This window comes from Paraburkholderia sp. J67 (assembly GCF_905220265.1).
In the GTDB taxonomy this organism is placed as follows: domain Bacteria; phylum Pseudomonadota; class Gammaproteobacteria; order Burkholderiales; family Burkholderiaceae; genus Paraburkholderia.
Window position 1 is genome coordinate 1 of sequence record NZ_CAJMZK010000006.1, and the last position, 22,149, is coordinate 22,149.

The following is a 22,149-nucleotide window of genomic DNA, read 5'->3' on the forward strand; positions in this document are numbered from 1 at the left end:
GGCATGAAGTTCCGCCGTGGCGATCCGGCCGGCCTTGTCGTATAGATAGGTGCAGCGTTCACGGCCCGCTTCCTTCGCCGTGAGACGGCCAAGCGCATCGCGTTCGTAGCGTGTGCAAAGCCGGCCTTCCTGGAGCGCGATGCCGAAGCCGCAGGCGTCATACGCGTATTCGCGGCGGCTGCCGTCGAGGCGAATTTCCTCGATCAACTGGTCGCGGCGGTCATAACGGAAGGTGTAGCGTTCGCGGTTTTCGTTGGTCAGCGCGCCCAGGCGAAACGCTTCGTCGTAGCCGAACTTCACGACGCGGCCCGCTGCGTCCGTACGCGAAAGCAGCAGGCCGCGCGGGTTCAGTTCGTAGCGTGTGCTGCGCTCGTGCGGATCGACGACTTCGACGAGGCGGCCCGCGCCGTCGTAGCGAAACGCCTGCCGCGCGCCGTCGGCGGTCACGATCGACGTGACACGCCCCAGCGCATCCGCCGCGTAGACGGTCTGCTGGCCCGCCGCATCGGTCACGCGTGCGAGCGCGCCGCGCGCGTCGTAGGCGAAGCGTGTGGTCTTGCCCGAGCAATCGGTGTAGGCCGTCAACTGCGCCCGCGCGTTCCATTCGAGGTGCTTGTAGCCGCCGCGCGCATCGCGCACGGTATGCACGAGTCCGCGTTCGTCGCGGTGATATTCGGTCGCGTGTCCGGCGGGGTCGCGCGTCATCGTCAGGTTGCCGCGCGCGTCGTAGCGATAGGTCCAACGTGCGTTCGCGGGGTCGGTTTCCGCGACCGGTACGTCGTAATAGCCGTTCCATTCCGTGCGTTCGGTTCGGCCGAGGGCATCGGTGCGCGCGATCTGGCGGCCACGGTCGTCGTATTCGAAGCGTGTCGTGTGGCCAGCCGGGTCCGTGGCGCTCAGGAGTTGGCGCAATGGGTTCCACTCGAAACGCCACACATGTCCTTCGGCGTCGGTATAGCTCAGCGGCTGCCGGTCTTCGTTCCAGGTCCAGCGCGTCACGCGGCCGAGTTGATCCTTGATCGTCACGGCGCGTTGTTCGGGATCGGCGTCGAACGCGTAGGCCTCGCCGTCGTCGGTCCAGTGGCGCACCACGCGGGCGGCGCGCCCAGTGCCCTGCCACGCGTAGAAGCATTGCAGGCCGCCCGGCAGCGTGTGCATCGTCATGAGGCCATCGGCATAGGCGAAGCGCCGCATCACGTGGCCGCTGCGGTCGGTGACCGTGGCCAGTTCGCCTTGATCGGTATAGGCGTAGCGGACCAGCGTTTCCGGCGGCTCGCCGTCGACGCCACGCACGAGGTCGATCGTTTCGATACGCGCCGGATGCGTGTGCGCGTAATTCAGCGCGAGCACACGTCCAGTGCCGTCCAGCAAGCGCAGCGGTTTTCCATCCGCTTCGTCCCGTGCGATTTCGATCCAGTTGCCGTTGCGGTCTTCGAGACGCCAGAGCTTCAGCGATTCTGCTTCGGCATCCGAATCATGTGCCATGCCGAAATCGCGGTACACGCCATCCACCGACTCCACCACATAGTGTCCGCCAGCGGTACAGATCAGATAGAGGCCTTCTGGCACGCTGAAGTGGCTTTCTCCCGGCGCGACAGCCGGGAACACAATATCGCGGCCCTGTTCGTCCCAGTACGTGATTGAAGCGATCTTGCCCGCCGCGTCGCGTGCGATGTTTAGCTCGACGCTGATCGGTACGCTCCAGCCGCGTCCAAAGAGGCTATCGGCGCGGTCGTCGTGGCTACTGTAGAAGCGTTGCCACGCGATTGGCAGCGGGCCTGGCAAGACGAAATCGGTATCGTCGGCGCCATCGAGAATCTTCCCGCCCGTGATCACATTGACCGGGTGGCCCGTGGATGTCCTGAACAGACTTCCCAGTGCCGTCCCGATCAGGCTGCCCGCGAGGTTGAGCCCGATACAGGGCAATGCCGCCTTCAACGCGCTCCAGTTCGTCTTGCCGCGCCCGCATAGCGCGAGCGCGATACCAATCGCCGAGCCCAGCCACGCGACCCACTTGCGCGCCGGCGTGATGTCGCGCACCTGCTGGGTGCCGCCGCCGATAAAGACGTTGTCCGAGCCCACTGCAATCGTGCCGTCGCAGGTGGTCTTATCGCCCACGCGTGCGGCCGGATGGCTGTTGATGTACACGTTGCCTGAGCCCTGGGCGATCATCTGCGGGCCCGAGTGGTTCTGGCAGGCAACGCTGTCCGTGTCGCCTGGGCTGGCCGCGCGCGCGGCCGGATGGTCGTTCACGAAGACGTTGGCCGAGCCGCTCGTGATCGTGCCTTTGATGTCGGGCGGCGCGATGGCATTGGCGAGTGCATGCGCCGTGTCGTCGATCTTCTCGTTCAGCCCCGAGCCTTCCATCGCGGCCGCCACGCCAATGCCGATGCCGATCACGAGCGGCGTCGCCAGCCCGCCCGAGCCGATTTCCAGCGCAACCAGCCCCGCGCCAACCAGGCCCTCCACTGCCGTCGTCAACAGCATGCCGACCGCCATCCCGCCCAGCAGCGATCCGCCCATCGCCAGCAGGTCGCCGGCCAGGCTGGTATGGCTGATCGGGTCGTCCTTTCGCGCGGCGGCGAACTGTTCGCTGCTCACGATGCGGCGCCCGGCGACTCGATCAAGGTGGGCTGCGCCACGCGCGGCTGGTAGCTGTCGAGCATGCGCGCCGCGATCGCGCGCTGTTCGTCCGTGAATGGCGCGGCGCTGGTCAGCGTCATGACGAGGATGCGCCCGCTGTCGTCGCTCGGGAACACCGTCTGCATCTGGTGGCGCAGACGGCCGTCCTGTTCGTGCGTCGCTTCGATCTGGATACCGGCGCGGCCCGCCACGCTCACCGCGGCGCGCGAGCGCTCGGTGAGTTTCGGCGCCTCGCGCGTGGCGAGCGCCCATTCGCGCGCGACAAAGGCATCGAGGTCCTCGCCCTCGCGCAGACGGCCGCGCGAAATGACGAGGTTCAACCCGCCCGGGCCTTCGTTGAGCATGAGGATGTTGACGGTGCGGTCGAGCGCAGCGTCGGGCAGCACGAAGCTGCCTTCATGAATCGCGTAGTGCATGGGAAGTCGTGCTTCGCTTATTTGATACGTCGTTACTTGTTCAGGTCGATGCGCTGGCCGTTGATCATCACGCCGGAGTCGTCCATGCGGATCACGGAGCCTTTGTGCTGAAGCGTGATGCCTTCGGGCGCGAGCAGAATGAAGCTGTCTTGCACCTTGAGCATCAGGCCGTTTTCAGCTTCGTATTGCTGCGTGCCGCCTCCGCCGTCTTTCGCGGGCGTGAGCACCTCGACCGTGGTGGCCGTCGTGCCGCGTTTCTGCGCGATGGTTTCGGTCAGGTTGCCCTTGGCGATCCACTTGGTTTCGTCGCCCGTATCGAGCGTGACAATGCGCGCGCCACTCACCACGCGATGCGTTTCGGTATCCTGAATGACCGTATTCAGATCCTTCTGCGCATGCAGGAATAGCTCCTGCTGGCCGTTCGTATCGGTCATGCGGATTTCGTTCGAGCCTTGGCCCTTGAAGGTCTGGCTCTTGATCCCCATCGTCTGGCCCGCCGCGCCGTGATACGGGTTGCCGTTGTCGCCGTTATAGACGCGCCCGACGATCACGGGATTGTCCGGGTCGCCCTGGTTGAACGCCACCAGCACTTCCTGGTTGATGCGGGGAATTGCGGCCGCGCCCCAACCCGCGCCCGCCCACGGCTGCGAAACGCGAATCCACATCGAATCCGAGCCGTCGCGCTTGCCGCGCCGGTCCCACAGGAAATGGACCTTCACGGCGCTGCCGTTGGTATAGATTTCCTCGCCTTTCGGCCCAACCACGATGGCCGACTGCGTGCCCTGAATCAGCGGCTTGGGCGTGGTGCGCATGGCGCGGTACGGCACCTTGTTCGGCAGCAGCGCGAACGAGTTGCGGTACGGCAGTTTCACTTCGTGTTGTGCGTAGTCGTTCACGGCTTCATGACGCACGCGCAGGATCACGTACTCGCGATTCATCGCGACAACGGGGTGCCCCGTCACGGTGACGTTGCCTGCCGTGGTCATGCGCCACGCGAAGCCGGAGCCCGTGTAGCGCTGCGCCTGGGCTTCTTCGGCTTCCATTGCGTAGCGTGCGTAACGGTTGCCGTCGTCGCTGCGATCGAACAAAGACTGATGCTCGAAGCGCTCGGTCGAATTGAGCCGCGCGTGCTTGATTGTCTGCGATTCGGCCTCTACCAGCATCAGCGGCGAAGTCGGATTGTGATAGTTGAAGTCGCGATACGTGACCTTGCCGAGACCGAAATGACCGCCTTCGTGCAGCTGATCGATGCCGTTGAACTCGCTCGACACGCTGTCTGCGAACGGTACAGTCGGCAGCCCGTCAATCGGACGGAACACCAGATTCGAATCGCCGATCGCCAGCAGGTGCTTGTCCTTCTGGTAGCGATGCGTCCAGATCAACCCCTCTTGTTCCATCAGCCGCGCGCAGAAGTTGAAATACGACTCCTGGTACATCACGACGTATTCGAGCGACGTTTGCGCGCCGTGGATATCGAACACGAAATCCGCGAAGCCGTGCTCCTGGAACACCTCGGTGAGGATGTCCTGGGCGGTCTTGTTCTGGAAGATCCGGCAGTCGGTGGAGCGCGTGAGAAACCAGAACCACGGCACCACCGTCATCTGGTACTGCGTGACGCGCCCCGGGTTGCTCATGCGGTCGAACGAAGCGACATAGCCGTCGAAATAGCGCGTGTTGTCCGCACCGGCGGCAGCCGCCACCACGCGCTCCAGCGAAAAGTCCGCGGCCGTTTGATCGAGCTGGATCTTGACCTGCTGGCCGATCAGATCGCCGGGTTGCAGATCGTGGCGATGCGAGAGCAGATCCAGATGGATCTCGGGCAGGCGGTTGACATGCTCGTCGACGACCAGCGCGCTCACGAGCAGCACATCGCTGCCGAGCGGCGTATCGATCGTCACGTAGCGATTCATCTGCGTGAGCAGCGCGGCGTCGCCCGCCGAGCCGTTGATGGACTGCGCCACCGCTCCCGTCGACTTGCCGAGCAGGGAAAAGCCGGTTTGCGCGAGTTGCTGCGCGCGCTGGATCGTATCGAGGTTGCCGGCGAGGCCCGCAAGCGGTCCAACGCTGCCGGCGATGGCTGAGGCAGCCGAGCCCGTCAGGCCGCCGAGCGCGCTGAATGCGCCGGAGGCACCGCCGCTCAGGTCGCCAGGCAAGCCGCCATTAAAGGCGAAACTCATTTTTCTTCCTTGTTCATCTCACGTTTTAATCCGGCAAACCGGATGCCTGGTCACGGGCATCGCTACTTTAGGCGAAATCATCGGGATTAAAAAGCGCATGAGAGCATATTTAAATGCAACATTTGTTACAGCACGCCGGCGTTAATTCAATTCGCATTGCCGGGAACGGTGATAATCGGCGTGGATTCAATGATGCAAGAAACGGACGTGCTCGCGGACGCCCTGCAGGGCGTCCGGATAACAATTTGCGGAAAAAATTGCAGCACCTTGGAACAAGGTGCTGCACATATTCAGGAATGATTTACCGGATCATATCAGCGAGATGCAAAATGCTCGCAAAACCCTGAAAAGCAGGTCGCCGATATTTAAAAGCGCCAGAATAAAGAAGGCTCACGCAATAACGCGTTTAAACCAGCGCATCAAGCCGCTCGATAATCGCTGCAAACGACGGCCGCTTGCCGACGCACTCGCCGAGGCAATCCGCAACCAGCGCATCGAGCGCATCAACGCGCGCGTCCGATGCCTGAATCGCTCGCTGCGCCAGTTCTTCCAGCAAGCAGCCGAACGCACGCACCTCGATCTGTTCGAGTGCGCCCGCCAGCGCCGCGTCATCGGCATCATGAAACGAGGCCGCGCCGAAGTCGCCCAGCAACGCGTGCCCCGCCCCATCGTGCAGGATGTTGTGCGCGTACAGATCGCCGTGCATGATGCCGCGCCCATGCAGATGTTGCGCCGCCGACGCAATGCCACGCGCGATGCGCAGCGCGCTCGCCCAGTCGAAACGCACGTCGGCCGCATAGACGTCGCGCGTGCACGAATCCAGGCTCGGCGGCCCGGCGAGGTTGCCGAACGCGGGATCGACCAGCGCCATCACGAGGCCATGCTCGTCCAGCGGATGCCCCGCGATCCTGCCCAGCACGGGAATGAGGTTCGGATGCTGGCCGGCTTGCAGGCACGCGGCCATTTCAAGGTCAGGCAGGCCATCACTCGTCACCGCACCCTTGAAGAGCTTCACGGCGACCGCCTGAGCCGGATGCCCGTCCTTGAGCAGACGCGTCGCGCGGTGGATCACGCCCGATGCGCCCTCGCCCAGGGTCTGCCCGAGCGCGAGCGAATGCCAGTCGATATCGGGCACCGGCGCATGCGCCGTGGCCGCATGCTCGCGCGCCGCGTTGAACGGGTTACCCGCGTAGGCGAGCCACGCGAGTCGCGGCAGCTTCAGCAACCAGTCGGGCAGCGCATCGAATGCATTCGCGGAAATCCGCAGCAATTCGAGGCGGCTGCACGCGGCCATCGTCTCGGGCAGCGTGCGCAGGCGATTGCCCGCAAGCATGAGCTTTTGCAACTGCGGGCGTGCGCCGAGTTCCGGCGGCAGCGTCTCGACTTCGTTATCGGTGAGGATCAGCCAGCGCAGTTGCGGCGGCAGTGCGCTCGCCGGCACATGGCGGATGCGATTCGACTTGAAGCCGACCATGCTGAGCGACGCACACTCGCCCAGCATGGGCGGCAATTCGGTGAAGGGGTTCTGCGAGGCGAACAGGATGCGCAGGCGGGAGAGGCGCGGCAGATCGTCGGGCAGCGACGTCAGCGCGTTGCCGGAGAGATCGAGCACCTCCAGCGTGTCGGCAAGGTCGAAGATCTCGCGCGGGAATTCGGTCAGGCCGCAAGCGAGCTTGAGCTGACGCGCGCCGGCGAGTTGTCCGGCGCGCAGTTGGTCGAGAGTGGCAGTGGTCACGCTGGGGGCACGCTGAAAATGGCACGGAATTGAAGGGCAATTCGTGGCGGCGCGCGAAGCGCCGCCGCTCATCGCCATTTTAGCGGCTTCCCGTTTAGCGTTGATTTAGCGTTGAACGATGGCGCGCTCCTCGGCTCTCTGCTCACCTCGCCCGCCGCGTCGCCCCCGCGCGCCGAACAGATACGCGAGCACGGCCGAGACAAACAGCGTCGCGCTCACGAAATACAACCCCAGCGAATAATCGCCGCCAATGTCGCGCAGCTTGCCGATCACCATCGGCCCGATGGTGCCGCCGATCAGACTGCCCATCGCGTTGATGAGCGCAATGCCCGCGGCGGCGGCCGAACCCGAGAGGAACTGCGTCGGCATGCTCCAGAGCGGCGGCTTCGCGGCGTTGATGCCGAAATTCGCAATCGACAGGCCCACGAGCAGCACGATCACGCTGGACGCATGACCCGACATCAGCATGCCGATCCCGGCCGCGAGACACGCGATCGCCACATGCAGACGGCGCTCGCCGGTGCGATCCGAATTGCGCGCCCACAACACCATCGTGACCACGGCGAACAGGTTTGGAATGGCGTTGACGAGGCCCAGTTCGAAATAGCTGAAGCCAAAGCGATGAATGATCATCGGCGCCCAGATGCCGATGGCGTAGAGGCCCGTGGAGGTGCCTGCATAGACGAGCGCCAGCAACAGCACGCGCGGATCTTTCACAGCCGCCCAGACGCTGGAGCGGCTTTGCGCGGCCTTCGCGTCGCGCTCGCGCTGCATTTCGGCGGACAACCAGCTACGTTCGGCGGGTGCGAGCCAGCGGGCGTCTTCCGGCCGATCGGTCAGATAGAAGTACGAAACGATCCCAAGCAGCACCGTAGGCGCGCCTTCGACCAGAAAGAGCCATTGCCAGCCATGCAGATGCATAACGCCCTCCAGATTCATCAGCGCGCCGGAAATGGGCGAGCCGATCATGTTGGCGAGCGGCGCCGCCGTCATGAACATCGCGGTGACGAAGGCGCGGTGGCGTGCGGGAAACCAGTAGCTCAGGTACAGGATGATGCCGGGAAAGAAGCCCGCCTCGGCAAGCCCCAGCACGAAGCGCAGGCCATAGAAGCTATACGGGCCGCTCGCGAACGCCGTCGCGGCCGAAAGCGCACCCCACACCACCATCAGGAACGCGATCCAGCGCCGTGCGCCCACGCGTTGCAGCGCGAGATTCGACGGCATGCCCGCCGCGATATAGCCGACGAAAAAGATGCCCGCGCCGACACCGAACATCGCCTGGGTCAAGCCGATATCGCGATTCATCGTGAGGCCGGCAAACCCCACGTTGACGCGATTCAGAAAGCTCAGGAAATACAGGACGATGATGAACGGCGTGATGCGGCGCGACACCGTACGCACGACGCGGGTTTCCAGCGCGGCGTCATCCTCCGCGCGAACTGAGGCGATGCTCATGGCAGTCTCCTGCCGCGCCGTTCATACACGCTGAGGCGCATGACACGGACGGCTTTCGTTATAGGAATGGATTGCGGGGGGGCTTAACCCGATTCAGCGATGTTGCTGCTGGGCAGGCAAATCAATACGGCACCACGGTCGCACGCGCGCGTGCTCCGCTTCATACGCTGCGATCTTGTCCGCGTCGCGCAAGGTCATGCGCACCGTGTCCAGTCCTTCCACCAGCATCTGCTTCTGGCGCGCGGGCAAGGAGAACGCATAACGCTGACCCGCAGGCGTCACGACCACTTCGTTTTCAACGTCGATCGTGATGCCTTTTTCTTCACCGCTTTCAAGCTCGGCGACGATCGCTTCCACTTGCGCGAGCGGCAGCATCACCAGCAGCAAGCGATTATTGGTCGCGTTGAAGTAAAAGATCTCGCCATAGCTCGGCGCGATCACCGCTTCGAAACCGGCTTGCTGAAGGCCCCAGACGGCATGTTCGCGGCTCGATCCGCAGCCGAAGTTCGAGCCGGTCACGAGGATCTTCGCGCCTGCGAACGGCGCCTGATTCAGCACGAAGCCCGCACGCGGCTGGCCATCGCCGTCGTAACGCAAGTCGTAGAGCACGCCCTGGGCGAGCCCGGACTTGTCGATGCCCAGCAGGAATTGCTTCGGCATGATCTGGTCGGTGTCCAGATTGTTGATCGGCAGCGGCGCGGCGGTGCCCGAGATTGCGAACGGCTTAGCCATGCTGGAACTCCTTGCGAACGTCGACGATGCGGCCCGCCAGCGCAGCGGCGGCGGCCATTGCGGGACTCATGAGATGGGTGCGGGCGCCACGTCCCTGGCGGCCTTCGAAATTGCGGTTGGTGGTCGAGGCGCAGCGCTGGCCCGGCGCGAGAACGTCGTCGTTCATCGCGAGGCACATCGAGCAGCCCGGCTGCCGCCATTCGAAACCCGCGTCGATCAGCGTTTGCGCCACGCCTTCGCGTTCGGCCTGCTCGCGCACGCGGCCCGAGCCCGGCACGATCATCGCGCGCACCGTCCCCGCCACCTTGCGCCCGCGCACGATCGCGGCCACGGCGCGCAAATCTTCGATACGCGCATTGGTGCAAGAGCCGATAAAGACATGATCGACCGCCAGCCCGTCAATGGTCTGGCCCGCGTCGAGGCCCATGTAATCGAGCGCCTTGACTGCGTTGCTGCGTTCGAGCGCATCGGCGGCGAGCGCGGGAATGCGCGCGTTGATGGCGATCGCCTGATCGGGGCTCGTACCCCACGTCACGAACGGTGCGACTTCGCTCGCATCGAACGTGTGCGTCACGTCGAACGTTGCGTCCGCATCGGATTTCAGTTGCTTCCATTGCACTGCGAAGGTTTCGATCTGCGCCTGCGTGAAGCCTTGCATGCGCTCGCTCACGTATTGCACAGTGGTGTCGTCCGGGGCGATCAGCGCGCCGCGCGCGCCCGCTTCAACGGTCATATTGCACAACGTCATGCGCGCCTCTGCCGACAGCGCCGCAATAGCGGAACCGGTGTATTCGACGACGAAACCGCGCGCACCTTGCGCACCGATCTTCGCGATGATGTAGAGCACGAGGTCCTTCGAGGTGGTCCCCACAGGCAACGCGTCATCGACATGAATGCGCATGTCTTTCGCCACGCGATACACGAGCGTCTGCGTCGCCAGCACATGTTCCACTTCGGACGTGCCGATGCCAAAACCCAGCGCGCCGAGCGCGCCATACGTCGTGGTGTGGCTATCGCCGCACAGCACCACCATGCCGGGGCGGATCAGCCCGATCTCGGGCGCGACCACGTGCTCGATGCCCTGTTCGCGGTCTTGCACATCGAACAGATGAATGCCGTGCTTCTGGCAGTTGCGCGTGAAATTGGCGGCCTGATGCGCGGCCGCGTCGATCATGATCGTGCGCTTGTCAGCGGCCACGGGATGGGTGGGAATCACGTGATCCACCACGCCCATCTGCTTTTCCGGGCAACGCACGGCGAGGCCCTTGGCGTCGAGCGCGCCGAAGGCCTGCGGGCTCGTGTACTCGTTCATGATATGCAGGTCGGCGTAGAGCGCGACGTGCTGATCGTCGATACGGAAAACCGTATGGTCTCCTGTGATCTTCTGGTAAAGCGTCTGTCCCATCGTTTCCTCCAGGCTCCGGACAAAGGCCTGTCCGGATCGTTTGCGCTAGTGTAATTGGGCGACTGACGCATTAAAATGGCGCACAGCTTAAGCAACTTTTAAATTTAACTTAATAATCGACCCGTCATGGATCCCATTTCCGACCTCGAATTCTTCGCTCGACTGGTCACGCAAGGGAGTCTGTCCGCGCTCGCGCGCGACCTGGGCGTGACGCCACCGGCCATCAGCACGCGCCTGAGCCAGATCGAACGACGCCTGGGCGTGAAATTGCTGAACCGCACCACTCGGCGACTCGCCATCACGCAGGAAGGCGAGCTCTATCTGTCCACCGGCACGAAGCTGCTGGAACAGGTGCAGGAACTGGAGCGCCTCGTGTCCAGCAGCCGCGATAAACCGCAAGGACTGCTGAAGGTGAATGCGACGTTCGGTTTCGGCAGGCGGCACATCGTGCCGGCGCTTTCGGAATTTCGCGGCCTGCATCCCGAGGTGGAAGTGCAACTCGACCTCACCGACCGGCCGATGAATCTCGCCGAGCAAGGTTATGACGTCGGCATCCGTTTTGGCGATCTGCCGGATCAGCGCGTGGTCGGCAAGATGCTCGCGAGCAATCGCCGGGTGGTGTGCGCGTCGCCCGCTTTTCTGGCGCGTCATGGCGTGCCGAAAATACCGGGCGAATTGCGCGGGCTCGATTGCATCGTGCTACGCGAGAACGACACGGCGTATGGCACCTGGCACTTCACCAAGGGCAAGCGCCACGAACTCGTGAAAGTCCACGGCGTGATGAGCAGCAATGACGGCGAAGCGACACTGCGCTGGGCGCTCGACGGGCACGGCATTCTCGTGCGCTCCGAATGGGACGTGCAGCCTTATGTCGATACCGGCGCGCTCACCCCCTTGCTTGCGGACTGGTCGCTGCCCGCCGCCGATATCTATGCGGTTTATCCGGAGCGCCTGAATCTGTCCGCGAAGGTGCGGGTCTTTGTCGAATTCGTGGGGGCGTATCTGAAGCGCATCCAGAGCGTTGGCATGCGCGAGCGGACATAGGCAGGCTCAAGCGCGCATTTGCGCTTTGCCTCACAATGTCGCGGCCCGCCACCAACGTTCCCCCTGCTCAACCATGATCGACTTCTCCGCCGTCGCCGCCGTGTTTTCTGTTTATATTGCTGGCGTCGTCATTCCTGGCCCGAACTTCGTCGCGGTCGTGCACAAGGCGGTCTCCGCGAAACGGGCCGACGCCCTCGCGCTCGTCGCCGGCATCGTCGCCGTCAACCTGTTCTGGGCGAGTTGCGCGATTCTCGGTATCGGCATGGTGTTCGCGGTGTTTCCGTGGCTTGCCATTAGCGTCAAGCTCGCGGGGGCCGCCTATCTGGTCTGGTTCGGTTTGAAGCTCATCGTATCGGCGCGGCCAGGCCCCGTGCGCGCCGACCAGGCCACGCCCACACGCGGCGCACGTTCCGCCTTCCTGCAAGGCGTGGCGACCAATATCGCGAACCCGAAATCCATCGCGTTCTATGCGGCGGTGTTTTCTTCCGCGGCGCCCACGCATGTATCCGCGCCCACCTTCTTTGCCATGCTCGCAACCGTCGCCGCCACGTCGACATGCTGGTACGGCGCCGTCGCGCTGGTCCTGTCCCACGCAGCCATCGCAACCGCCTATGCGGGCGCGCGCGCCTGGATCGATCGCACCTGCGGCATCGTGATCGTGGCGCTAGGCATTCGTCAGGCGTTGCGTTGATCCGATACGAAACTGCCCGGCAAAAAGCCGGGCAGTTTCTTCAGGCGCACGCGGTGAGCACGCTCAGTTATCGATGTAATCGATCCCCGTGAGCGGTCCCAGATGCGCGACCGTCGTGAAGTGCGACTCTTCCATCGTGTCGATATCCAGCTCGCGCACGTTGCCGCCCAGATCGGTCACGAACGCCCGGCGGCCCTGCGCGTCGAGCGAGACGCCAATCCCTTCCTTCAGTTCGCGCGCCAGCACCTCGCGCTCGACCAGGCCCGCCGCCGTGATACGCGCGCGGTTGAGCGTGTTGCCGTCGTGCGCGTCGTCGCCGCGATCGGTCCAGTAGAGCACGCTGTTGGCATAGTCGATATCCAGGTCGATCGGCTCGGGCAGGTTCGCCAGCAGGCATTCGATATCGGGCCGCTGCGCGGGATGTGCGCCGGCCGGCAGGTCGATGCCCGCGCGGAAGATGCGCCCCTCGCCAGCATCCGGCGCGCCCTTCTGCGTCCAGTAGACGTGTCCGTTGGCCTTGTCGAGCGCGATGCCCACGCAATGGCGCGTGGCGTCGGCGGTGTCGTCAGGGAAATTGCCGGTGCGCACCAGCTCCGTCACTTCGCTGCCATCGATACGCGCGCGCATCACGCGCATGCCTTCGCGATCGCACCAGTAGAGATGACCGCTTTCCTTGTCGAGCACCAGTTCCTTGGGCGTGCCAGCGAGACCCGAGTGCACCAGCACCTCATGGCCGCTGCCGTCGAGGTTCGCGCGCTCGATCGTGCCGTCGTTGGGCGGCAGCGCGCCCGAGGCCGGATCGCCGTCGATCAGATGGATGCCGGTGCCCATATTGGTCCAGTACACCACTTCGCTTTCGGCATCGACCTTGATGCCGTCGGGCGTGCGCGTGAGGTTTGCTAGCACCACTTCGTGCGAGCCGTCCGGCGAGAGCGCGATGATCGCGGGGGGACGTGCCTGCAGGACATAGAGCGTGCCGCCTTGCTTCGTTGCCATCGTAGATAACCTCCATCTGGTCAGGATTACCGTTGTCGTACCGCTGGATTCGACCCAAAGACGCGCAACAAAACGCGCCGCATTGCGCAGGCTACATCACCTTGCGATACAACTCCGTGAAGCTTGCCAGGGAATCGCTGCGGCGCACCAGAAGAGGGCTGTTTACGCGCTCCGGCTTACGTCGATTTACAGAAGGCCTTCATTCACGTAGGGAACTGCGTGCCTCGCCGTGTGGTCACTCATGAAACACGCAAGGAACCGTTCTTGCTGGCCCTGCATGGTCATGCCCTTCACCCGAACCGGATAGCCTAAGCGAAATCATGCCCACTGAACCGATCCAACACGTCACCGTCGATGCCGCCACGGCCAGCGCCAAGGTGCCCGCCCATGCGTCCACCGCGCCCGCCGCCCCCGCCGGCAGGCATCGCGCGCCGCCCTGCACGCTCGTGATCTTCGGCGCGGGCGGCGACCTGACCAAACGCCTGCTGATGCCCGCGCTCTACAACCTCGCCGTCGACGGCCTGCTCGACGACGGCATGCAGATCATCGGCGTCAATCACGGCGAGCGCGAAACGCAGCAATGGCGCGACGATCTGCACAGCGCGCTCGAACAGTTCGCCGCCGACAAGGCCAGCACCTTCCACGCGGGCAAGCTCGATGACAACGCGTGGAACTGGGTCGCGCAGCGCTTGCGTTATGAATCGGGTGAGTTCGAGGACGAGGGCTTGTACCAACGCCTCGCCAGCCAGTTCGGCAACGACAAGTCGAAAGGCAACGTCGTGTTCTACCTGGCCGTGGGCGCGCGCTTCTTCAAGCCGATCATCGAACGCCTGGGTAAAGCGGGGCTGCTGAAGGAAGAAGATGGGGGCGCGTTTCGCCGCATCGTAATCGAAAAGCCCTTCGGCACCGATCTCGCCTCCGCGCGCGATCTGAACCGGCATCTGCTGGACTTCGCGCAGGAGTCGCAGATTTATCGCATCGACCATTTTCTCGGCAAGGACACGGTGCAGAGCATCCTGGCCGTGCGCTTCGCCAATGCGCTGTTCGAGCCGATCTGGCGTCGCGAGTACATCGACAACGTGCAGATCACGGCCGCCGAGGTGATCGGCGTGGAAGGACGCGGCAGCTTCTACGAGCAGACCGGCGCGTTCCGCGACATGGTGCCGAACCACCTGTTCCAGCTACTCGGCATGATCGCGATGGAGCCGCCCAATTCGTTCGACGCCGAGGCGGTGCGCGACAAGAAGGCTGAAATCTTCGACGCGCTCAAGCCGCTCACCGCGCAGGACGTGGTGCTTGGCCAGTACGAACAAGGCCCCGCAGGCGGCGCCTACCGCGACGAGCCGAACGTCGCAAAGGACAGCCGCACGGAGACTTACGCTGCTGCGCGCGTGCATATCGACAACTGGCGCTGGGCGGGCGTGCCGTTTTATCTGCGTACCGGCAAGCGGCTCGCGGCGCGGCGCACGGAGATCGCGGTGCAACTCAAGAGCGTGCCGTTCCGCCTCTTTCGCGACACGCCCGTCGATGCGCTGACGCCCAACGTGCTCACGCTGCGCATCGATCCCTCGCATGGCACGAGCTTCGATTTCAACGTGAAAACGCCGGGGCCGGTCATGGAGATTGGCGCGGTGCGCTCGACGTTCGACTACGACGACTTCTTCGCGCAGCACGCTAACGTGGGCTATGAAACGCTGCTCTACGACTGCATGCTCGGCGATGCGACGCTGTTCCAGCGCGCGGACAGCATCGAGGCAACGTGGTCCGCTGTGGATGACGTGCTGCATCCCAAGGATGGCGCGGCGCCGCCCGTGCACGGGTATGCCTCGGGCAGCGCGGGGCCGGCCGAAGCCGATGCACTACTCGCACGCGATGGCCGCGCATGGCGTACGCTAACGCCAGCGGAACCCAAAAAGCAGTGAAACAACCCGCCAGAATTCAAAATCAACGGAGGCGCGCGTGACCACAGCGAAAACGACAAAGAGCAAGAAAACAGCAAGCCGCACGACTCGAAGCCCGCGGAAGTCCACAACAAAGAAGATTGAAAACATCCTCGCCATCGACATTGGCGGCACCGGGCTGAAAGCCGCAATCGTCGACGCCCAGGGCGCCATGCTCACCGAACGCGTGCGGGTGGCGACGCCGCATCCCTGCCCGCCCGAATTGCTGGTGGACACGCTGCATACGCTGGTTGCGCCGCTGCTCCAGCAGCATCCGGCCACGCGCGTTTCCATCGGCTTTCCGGGCTTCGTGCGCAACAACCGCGTGCTCACCGCGCCGCATCTTGGCGTGGAAGGCTGGCACGACGTGCCGCTCGCGCAGATGCTAGGCGAGCGTCTGGGCATCGCCTCGGTGCGCATGATCAACGATGCGGAGATGCAGGGCTTCGCGGCCATCGAGGGCCACGGCCTCGAATTCGTGCTGACGCTGGGCACGGGCGCGGGCACGGCGCTCTTTCGCGACGGCGAACTGATGCCGCATCTGGAACTCGCGCATCATCCGGTCAGCAAGAAGCACGCGTACGACGAATACATCGGCGACGCCGCGCGCCGCAAGGCCGGTAACAAGCGCTGGAACCAGCGCGTGCAGAAGGTCATCGGCATTCTCGAATCGCTCGTGCATTACGACAAGCTCTGGATTGGCGGAGGCAATGCCGAACGCTTGACCTTCGCTCTGCCGCCCAATGTGGCGACTGTGCCGAACGATCGCGGCATCGAAGGCGGTGCGCGTTTGTGGCATCCGAGCGCGGTGCGTGAAGCGCGCCCGCATACCGACGACGTATCCGCCTGACGATGCCGCTGTCGATCCGCAGCGCCACGCCCACCGACCTGCCCGCGCTGCGCGAACTGTTTCTGCTCGCGCGGCGTGCCACCTTCGTCTGGCAAGACGCCGACCATTTCAAGCTGGAAGACTTCGATACCCAGACTGCGGGCGAAAACGTGCTCGTGGCGCTCGATGGCGATGGAGACCTGGTGGGCTTCATTGCCGTATGGACACCTGATCGTTTTATTCACCATCTCTATGTGGACGCAACGAATCAACGCCAGGGCGTGGGCCGCGCCTTGCTCGGCGCGCTGCCGCAATGGGGCGTACTGCGCTACGCGCTCAAATGCCTCACGCGCAATGAAGCGGCGCTGGCGTTCTATCGTGCGCAGGGATTTATCGCGGTAGACGCGGGCGTGGCGGAAGACGGCGCGTATCTCCTGCTGCAATCGCCCGCGTACGTCACACCTTAGAACGAGTGCGACATCCCCACACGCGCGACGAACTGATGCCCGTTCGACGATGCACCCGCAGAGCCGGGAATATAGGCCGTATCGAGCGGCGTGCTGCCGTCGCCACCGCTGAGCTTCTGATAGACCGCCTGCGCATAGACCGAGGTGCGCTTCGAGAGCAGATACTGGCTCATCACGCCAAGCTGGTTCCAGTGCCGCGAAGCGTCGCCGCCGCTGCGGCCCAGGTGCGCGAGCGTATAGGTGTACATCGCGCCCACCATCACATCGTCGCGCAGGTTGTAACGCGCATTGAATTCGATGTTGTCGAAGTTGAGCTTCGAGACGTCCGAGAAGTCGCCGACATAAAGCGACGAGGCCGGTTGCTCGATCGCCACATGCGTGTACACCAGACCCAGCACCGCCGCGCCGATGCCGTAGCTCGCGCCCACGCCATAGGTCTTCTGGTTCGCCGCGATGAAGTTGGCGTCGTCTGAAGCCACACTGCCCGTCGTGGTCGTGCCAGGCGACGACAGGTCTTCGTACACCGCACCGAGCGTGAGCGTGCCGATGGCGTAGTTCAGGCCCGCGCTGAATACGCGGTTGCTGGCAAAGTCGCCCGCCTTGTTGCCGAAGCCATAAAGCGCGGTGGCGCTCAAGCCACCATAGGTCGCCGAGGTGAACTTGACCGAATTGCTCGCGTGATAAGTCGCGTCGGTGTTGTCGTTATCGAGCGGATGAGAGAACAGGAAGCCGCCCCAGTTGCCGTTCGCCGTCATCGAGCCGATCACGTCGGTGAGGGAGTCGAACTGGCGCCCGAACGTGAGCGTGCCGAAGCGGTCCGACTGCAAGCCCGCATACGACTGATAGCCGAACAGGCGGCCGCCGTAATAGAGCTTGCCGTCGTCCATCGTGAAGCCGCTTTCCAGGTCGAAGATCGCGTGCAGTCCGCCGCCCAGATCTTCGTTGCCCTTGATGCCCCAGCGGCTCGTTGCGAGATCGACGCTCGATGTCTGCCACGTGCTGTGGCCGCCCGCGTTGCTCGTGTAGTTCAACCCTTCGTCCAGCACGCCGAACAACGTCACACTGCTCTGCGCGTGCGCGCCCAGCGATGCGCACATCAATCCCGCCAGCACTCCGACCTTCGCCTTCATGTGTTGCTTCTCCTCGTGGGTGGTTTCCGGTGTTTCATCGCGCATGCGCGCCTCAGCGCAGCCGCAACAGCGTCGACTTAAGTTCCGTGTACTTTTCCAGCGCGTGCAGCGATTTGTCCCGCCCATTGCCCGATTGACGGTAGCCGCCGAACGGGAAATTCATGTCGCCGCCCTCGTCGTAGCAATTGACCCAGACGGTGCCCGCGCGCAAGCGGCGCGAGACCTCGTGTGCCGTGGTGAGATCGGCTGTCCAGACGGCGGCGGCGAGTCCGTAGTCGCTGTCATTCGCAATCCTGATCGCTTCATCGATCGTGTCGAACGTCATCACGGAGAGAACCGGGCCGAATATTTCCTCGCGCGCAATGCGCGCATCGGGCGCGGTCGAGAACAAGGTCGGCTCGATATAAAAGCCGCCGGTTTCTTCCCGCACGCGACTGCCGCCCGCGAGCAGCGTGGTTTCAGTGCGGCCCGCTTCGATCAGCGCCAGTACGCGCTCCATTTGCGTACGGTCGACGATTGCGCCCATCGCCGTGGCGGGATCGAGCGGATTGCCGGGCTGCCAGGAGCGCGTGGCGTCGAGCAGCTTTTCCATGAAGCGTTCGTAAATCTCGCTATGCACCAGTAGCCGCGAGCCCGCCGTGCACATCTCGCCCATGTTGTAGAAGATCGCAGCCGCTGCCGTGCGCGCCGCGCGATCGAGATCGGGGCAATCGGGCAGCACGATATTCGGCGATTTGCCGCCGAGTTCGAGCCACACACGCTTGAGATTCGATTGCGCGGCGTACTGCATGATCTGCTTGCCCACCGCGGTCGATCCCGTGAAGGCCACGCAATCCACGTCGCCGTGCAGCGCCAGGCGCTTGCCAGTCTCGCCATCGCCCGGCACGACGTTGAACACGCCCGCCGGAATGCCCGCCTCAAACGCGAGTTGCGCGATGCGGATCGCCGTGAGCGGTGACTTTTCCGAAGGCTTGAGCACCACGCTATTGCCCGCCGCGAGTGCGGGCGCGAACTTCCAGGCGGCCATCAGCAACGGGAAATTCCACGGCACGATGGCGGCCACCACGCCGATCGGCTCACGTGTGACGAGGCCGACCAGATGATGATCGACAGGCGCGACTTCGCCGCCGGTTTTGTCGATGGCTTCCGCAAACCATTCGAGGCAATAGGCCGCGCCCGGAATATCGACGGTCGTGGTATCTGCAATGGGTTTGCCGGCGTCGAGCGTTTCGAGCAGGGCGAGTTCATCCTGGTGCGCGCGCACCGCCGCCGCGAAGCGCAGCAGGATCGCTTTGCGCTGGCGCGGATTAAGGCCTGCCCACACACCCGCGTCGAATGCGTGCCGCGCCGCGGCAATCGCTGCATCGACATCGGCAGCTGCTGCGTGAGCGACGCGCGCCAGCACGCGTCCATCGATTGGGCTGATGCAGTCGAAGGTCTCGCCGCTCGCCGCCTCGCGATACGCGCCGTCGATAAAAAGGCGCGGCTCGATCGCGAGCGTCTCGCGCCGCGCGAGCCAGTCGTTCAGGCTGGCTTTCTGTGTCGTTTCCATGGGAGTGTCCATCGGTTCGATCGGTTTGTCGTGCTGGCGATCGTGGTCTCGATCGTCATGCGCAGTAGCGCGCGCCATTCCATTGCGTTGACCTCACGCCGTTATGCAGGCTTCTTTCACGTGGTCTTTCGCCTCGCGCGCCGCGCAGCAAGCCGCACCGAAAGCCGCGAAAATCGCCTGCGAAAGCGGGTTTTCCGCGTACTGCCATTCCGGATGCCACTGCACGCCCAGCGCGAACGCCTTCGCATCCGCCACGCTTACGGCTTCGATCAGGCCATCGGGGGCGCGTGCTTCCACCCGCAGCCCCGCGCCGAGTTGGGCGATGCCCTGCCCGTGCAGCGAGTTCACGCGCGTTTCCAGCGCGCCGCCTGCGCAAGCGGCTAACACGCCGCCCGGTTCGATCGACAGCCCATGCGCGGGTCCGTATTGCACGTCGAGCGGCGCTTCGCGGTTCTCGCGGTGATCGGCATAACCGTCCACCGCATGCACCGCCTGATGCAGCGTTCCGCCATAAGCGACGTTGAGTTCCTGAAAGCCCCGGCAGATCGCGAGTACCGGCACGCCGCGCTCGATCGCCGTGCGCAACAGCGGCAACGCCGTCGCGTCGCGCTGCGGGTCGTGCAGCGTGCCGGGCGCGCTGGGTGCGCCGCCATACAGGTGCGGCTCGACGTTCGAATAGCTGCCCGTCAACAGCAAGCCATCGACGCAGTTCAGGATCGCGTCCACACGCTGTCGCCCGCCGCAGGCAGGCAGCAGGACCGCCAGCGCGCCCATGCCGTCGATCACGGGCGCGACGTACTTGTCGTGCGTCGCGTGCACCCAGTGATGACCGATCTTCGTGCGGTCTGAGATCACGCCTACTACAAACTCTGTTTGCATTCCTGATTACCTATCTTTTAAGCCGATCCATTCAATGGACCGGCTCCGTGCCCGGGTGAACTAGCGATCCAGCGTCAACGTAGGCGTAAGCGCACGCGAAACGCAAACCATCATCACATCGCCACGCTGGCGCTCGCTTTCCGTCAGCAGTTGGTCGCGATGATCGGGCACGCCATCCAGCACGCGCGTCTCGCACATGCCGCACACGCCCTGCTCGCACGACGACGGCACGTCATGTCCCGCCGCGCGTAGCGCGTGCATCACCGAGCAATCGGAAGGCACATCGACATGCGTGCCGCTGCGCGCGAGGATCACGCGCAGCGTGCCCTGGCTCTGGGCCGAAGGTGCAAGCGGCGCAGCGCCGAAGCGTTCGATATGCAGTTGCTGAGCGAGTCCAGCCACGTCGAAACGCGCACCCAGCGCATCGAGCAGCGCGCCCGGCCCGCAGCTATAGACCTGCGCGCCCGCTTGCGCAGCGGCCACAACCGTATCGAGATCGAGCAGGCCCGCTTCGTCGGCAGGCAGGATCGATACGCGTTCGCCGCCAACGGCCTGCAACTCGTCGACGAACGCCATCGACGCACGCGTGCGACCGCCGTACAGCAGACGCCAACGCGCGTTCGCGCGCTGCGCCGCGCGCAACATCGGCATGAGCGGCGTGATGCCGATGCCGCCCGCGACGAACAGAAAGTCGTCGGCGGGCGCAAGCTCGAACGCATTGCGCGGCCCGCGTAACGTCACGGTCTGCCCAACGCGCAGCGCGTCGTGCACTTCGCGCGAGCCGCCCCGCCCCGCTTCCTCGCGCAGCACCGCGATGCGCAGACACGTACGGTCCTGCGGATCGCCGCACAATGAATACTGGCGCACGAGCCCGGAAGGCAACGCGAGATCGACGTGCGCGCCCGGCTGCCACGCGGGCAATGCAGCTCCGTCGAGCGCGCGCAGTTCGAGCGACATCACGTTTTCGGCTTCGAGACGCATGGCGACGATGCGCACCTCGAAAGCGGCGGCGGCTCGCGCGTTCATACGGCCGCCTTCACTTCGACGGGAAACACGGGCGCGAGCGGCTTCGCGCGTTCGATGAACTCACGGAAGGCGCGCCGGTAATTGAGCGTGAACAGATCGGCGGGCACCGAATGCTCGACCACCTGGCCGTCCCAGTCGATCTCGCGCGGCTGGATCGAGGCAGCGATCGGCATGTCTTCCAGATAGACCATTTCCTCGATGCGCAGGCATTCCTCCAGATCCGCGCCGCGATAGCCGCGTTCGTTGGCCACACCCCAGAAAATGCGCACCTCGTCATACGCGACCGGCGACGGAAAGCCCGCGACGATGCGCTTGCCCAGCCGTTCGTAGTCGTAGGTGATCGAGGCGAAGCCGGGTGCCGCGCAGTGGTACTGCATCAGGCAGTCGCCGTCGTTGGCCCAGTCGCCGTCGCCTGCGTCGAGGGGGCGCTCCATCCACACGTCGAGGCCTTCGCGACGAACCTTGAGCGGCTCGACCACGTGCTTCGACGGTCCCATCGACACTTCATGCACGAACGGAAAATGCGCGACGTCGCGGAAGTTTTCGATCGCGACGGCTACGCCCGTGGGCGATTCGAGCGGCGTAGCGGCGAGCCAGTCGAGTTCGAGTTCGCGCCAGTGCGCCGGGGCGTACAGTTCAGTAGCGGGCGCTTCGAGCACGGTCCAGACGTGCGCATAGCGTTCGATCACGGGATAGGTGTGGATCGCCGCGTTGGGCGGAATCTTGCACTGGTCTTCGAGCGACGGAATGTGCGAGCACTTGCCGCCCTCGGCGGCAAACTGCCAGCCGTGATACGGGCACGCGATGCTTTCGCCGTGCACCTTGCCGAGCGAGAAGTCAGCGCCGCGGTGCGGGCAACGCGCGTCCTGCACGACCGCCTGGCCCGATTCCGTGCGCCAGACCACGAGGCGCTGGCCAAGCAGCGTGGCGCTTTGCGGCGTCGCCAGATCGGCCGAGCGCGCGACCGGGAACCATTGCCGGCGCATTGCGCGTTCGGCCTGAATGCGAAGAGAAGCTTGCGTGGACATGAAA

18 protein-coding genes are annotated in these 22,149 nt (G+C 64.3%); 5 read left to right on the forward strand and 13 right to left on the reverse strand.

Features of this window, described 5'->3' with window-relative positions; genetic code table 11:
* The 7 genes from U5782_RS13530 to leuC all read right to left on the reverse strand — a co-directional run.
* A partial coding sequence (locus U5782_RS13530; protein WP_322044337.1) for a DUF6531 domain-containing protein occupies window positions 1-2,601 on the reverse strand: 2,601 nt, incomplete at its 3' end.
* On the reverse strand, window positions 2,598-3,059 hold the full coding sequence (locus U5782_RS13535; RefSeq protein WP_322044338.1) for a DUF1795 domain-containing protein: 462 nt from the start codon (window positions 3,057-3,059) through the stop codon (window positions 2,598-2,600). The genes U5782_RS13530 and U5782_RS13535, both read right to left, overlap by 4 nt.
* A gap of 32 nt (window positions 3,060-3,091) precedes the next feature.
* Window positions 3,092-5,236: a type VI secretion system tip protein TssI/VgrG gene (tssI, locus tag U5782_RS13540; RefSeq protein WP_322044339.1), complete on the reverse strand. Its 2,145-nt coding sequence runs from the start codon at window positions 5,234-5,236 to the stop codon at window positions 3,092-3,094.
* Between the two features lie 406 nt (window positions 5,237-5,642).
* A complete protein-coding gene (locus U5782_RS13545) occupies window positions 5,643-6,971 on the reverse strand; it encodes a leucine-rich repeat-containing protein kinase family protein (protein WP_322044340.1) in 1,329 nt (442 codons plus the stop codon).
* A 105-nt stretch (window positions 6,972-7,076) separates the two neighbouring features.
* Window positions 7,077-8,426: an MFS transporter gene (locus U5782_RS13550; protein ID WP_322044341.1), complete on the reverse strand. Its 1,350-nt coding sequence runs from the start codon at window positions 8,424-8,426 to the stop codon at window positions 7,077-7,079.
* Between the two features lie 93 nt (window positions 8,427-8,519).
* Window positions 8,520-9,158 (reverse strand): 3-isopropylmalate dehydratase small subunit, encoded by a 639-nt coding sequence (gene leuD / locus U5782_RS13555; protein WP_322044342.1) that lies wholly within the window; start codon window positions 9,156-9,158, stop codon window positions 8,520-8,522.
* Window positions 9,151-10,563, reverse strand: a complete 1,413-nt coding sequence (leuC, locus tag U5782_RS13560; RefSeq protein WP_322044343.1) for a 3-isopropylmalate dehydratase large subunit — start codon at window positions 10,561-10,563, stop codon at window positions 9,151-9,153. The genes leuD and leuC overlap by 8 nt, the downstream gene beginning before the upstream one ends.
* Before the next feature lie 126 nt (window positions 10,564-10,689).
* On the opposite strand from leuC, the gene U5782_RS13565 reads away from it, so the two are divergent.
* Both U5782_RS13565 and U5782_RS13570 read left to right on the forward strand, forming a co-directional pair.
* A complete protein-coding gene (locus tag U5782_RS13565) occupies window positions 10,690-11,607 on the forward strand; it encodes a LysR family transcriptional regulator (RefSeq protein WP_322044344.1) in 918 nt (305 codons plus the stop codon).
* 73 nt (window positions 11,608-11,680) lie between these two features.
* A complete protein-coding gene (locus U5782_RS13570; RefSeq protein WP_322044345.1) occupies window positions 11,681-12,298 on the forward strand; it encodes a LysE family translocator in 618 nt (205 codons plus the stop codon).
* A gap of 63 nt (window positions 12,299-12,361) precedes the next feature.
* Here the strand turns inward: U5782_RS13570 and U5782_RS13575 are convergent, their stop codons facing one another.
* Window positions 12,362-13,294 carry a hypothetical protein gene (locus U5782_RS13575; RefSeq protein ID WP_322044346.1) on the reverse strand — a complete coding sequence of 311 codons (933 nt, stop codon included), beginning with the start codon at window positions 13,292-13,294 and terminating at the stop codon, window positions 12,362-12,364.
* A gap of 320 nt (window positions 13,295-13,614) precedes the next feature.
* On the opposite strand from U5782_RS13575, the gene zwf reads away from it, so the two are divergent.
* The 3 genes from zwf to U5782_RS13590 all read left to right on the forward strand — a co-directional run bounded on the left by zwf (window position 13,615) and on the right by U5782_RS13590 (window position 16,530).
* Window positions 13,615-15,216 (forward strand): glucose-6-phosphate dehydrogenase, encoded by a 1,602-nt coding sequence (gene zwf, locus U5782_RS13580; RefSeq protein ID WP_322044347.1) that lies wholly within the window; start codon window positions 13,615-13,617, stop codon window positions 15,214-15,216.
* A gap of 118 nt (window positions 15,217-15,334) precedes the next feature.
* Window positions 15,335-16,084, forward strand: a complete 750-nt coding sequence (locus U5782_RS13585) for an ROK family protein (protein WP_322044663.1) — start codon at window positions 15,335-15,337, stop codon at window positions 16,082-16,084.
* A gap of 2 nt (window positions 16,085-16,086) precedes the next feature.
* Window positions 16,087-16,530, forward strand: coding sequence for a GNAT family N-acetyltransferase (locus tag U5782_RS13590; RefSeq protein ID WP_322044348.1), 444 nt, complete (start codon window positions 16,087-16,089; stop codon window positions 16,528-16,530).
* On the opposite strand, the gene U5782_RS13595 is transcribed toward U5782_RS13590, so the two are convergent.
* From U5782_RS13595 to U5782_RS13615, 5 genes are all read right to left on the reverse strand, one after another.
* Window positions 16,527-17,660 (reverse strand): porin, encoded by a 1,134-nt coding sequence (locus U5782_RS13595; RefSeq protein WP_322044349.1) that lies wholly within the window; start codon window positions 17,658-17,660, stop codon window positions 16,527-16,529. The genes U5782_RS13590 and U5782_RS13595 overlap by 4 nt on opposite strands.
* 52 nt (window positions 17,661-17,712) lie before the next feature.
* On the reverse strand, window positions 17,713-19,212 hold the full coding sequence (locus U5782_RS13600; protein WP_322044350.1) for an aldehyde dehydrogenase: 1,500 nt from the start codon (window positions 19,210-19,212) through the stop codon (window positions 17,713-17,715).
* Window positions 19,213-19,305: 93 nt separating this feature from the next.
* Window positions 19,306-20,091, reverse strand: coding sequence for a gamma-glutamyl-gamma-aminobutyrate hydrolase family protein (locus tag U5782_RS13605; protein ID WP_322044351.1), 786 nt, complete (start codon window positions 20,089-20,091; stop codon window positions 19,306-19,308).
* Window positions 20,092-20,151: 60 nt separating this feature from the next.
* Window positions 20,152-21,117 (reverse strand): PDR/VanB family oxidoreductase, encoded by a 966-nt coding sequence (locus tag U5782_RS13610; protein ID WP_322044352.1) that lies wholly within the window; start codon window positions 21,115-21,117, stop codon window positions 20,152-20,154.
* Window positions 21,114-22,145: a Rieske 2Fe-2S domain-containing protein gene (locus U5782_RS13615; RefSeq protein WP_322044353.1), complete on the reverse strand. Its 1,032-nt coding sequence runs from the start codon at window positions 22,143-22,145 to the stop codon at window positions 21,114-21,116. Before U5782_RS13615 ends, U5782_RS13610 begins: the two co-directional genes overlap by 4 nt.
* Window positions 22,146-22,149 lie beyond the last annotated feature (4 nt).

What these genes read in the sequence shown, in the direction of transcription:
- U5782_RS13535 (WP_322044338.1), bottom strand. Translation starts at nt 3,059, where the DNA reads ATGCACTACGCGATTCATGAAGGCAGCTTCGTGCTGCCCGACGCTGCG.
- tssI (WP_322044339.1), bottom strand. Translation starts at nt 5,236, where the DNA reads ATGAGTTTCGCCTTTAATGGCGGCTTGCCTGGCGACCTGAGCGGCGGT.
- U5782_RS13550 (WP_322044341.1), bottom strand. Translation starts at nt 8,426, where the DNA reads ATGAGCATCGCCTCAGTTCGCGCGGAGGATGACGCCGCGCTGGAAACC.
- leuD (WP_322044342.1), bottom strand. Translation starts at nt 9,158, where the DNA reads ATGGCTAAGCCGTTCGCAATCTCGGGCACCGCCGCGCCGCTGCCGATC.
- leuC (WP_322044343.1), bottom strand. Translation starts at nt 10,563, where the DNA reads ATGGGACAGACGCTTTACCAGAAGATCACAGGAGACCATACGGTTTTC.
- U5782_RS13565 (WP_322044344.1), top strand. Translation starts at nt 10,690, where the DNA reads ATGGATCCCATTTCCGACCTCGAATTCTTCGCTCGACTGGTCACGCAA.
- U5782_RS13570 (WP_322044345.1), top strand. Translation starts at nt 11,681, where the DNA reads ATGATCGACTTCTCCGCCGTCGCCGCCGTGTTTTCTGTTTATATTGCT.
- U5782_RS13575 (WP_322044346.1), bottom strand. Translation starts at nt 13,294, where the DNA reads ATGGCAACGAAGCAAGGCGGCACGCTCTATGTCCTGCAGGCACGTCCC.
- zwf (WP_322044347.1), top strand. Translation starts at nt 13,615, where the DNA reads ATGCCCACTGAACCGATCCAACACGTCACCGTCGATGCCGCCACGGCC.
- U5782_RS13590 (WP_322044348.1), top strand. Translation starts at nt 16,087, where the DNA reads ATGCCGCTGTCGATCCGCAGCGCCACGCCCACCGACCTGCCCGCGCTG.
- U5782_RS13595 (WP_322044349.1), bottom strand. Translation starts at nt 17,660, where the DNA reads ATGAAGGCGAAGGTCGGAGTGCTGGCGGGATTGATGTGCGCATCGCTG.
- U5782_RS13600 (WP_322044350.1), bottom strand. Translation starts at nt 19,212, where the DNA reads ATGGAAACGACACAGAAAGCCAGCCTGAACGACTGGCTCGCGCGGCGC.
- U5782_RS13605 (WP_322044351.1), bottom strand. Translation starts at nt 20,091, where the DNA reads ATGCAAACAGAGTTTGTAGTAGGCGTGATCTCAGACCGCACGAAGATC.
- U5782_RS13610 (WP_322044352.1), bottom strand. Translation starts at nt 21,117, where the DNA reads ATGAACGCGCGAGCCGCCGCCGCTTTCGAGGTGCGCATCGTCGCCATG.
- U5782_RS13615 (WP_322044353.1), bottom strand. Translation starts at nt 22,145, where the DNA reads ATGTCCACGCAAGCTTCTCTTCGCATTCAGGCCGAACGCGCAATGCGC.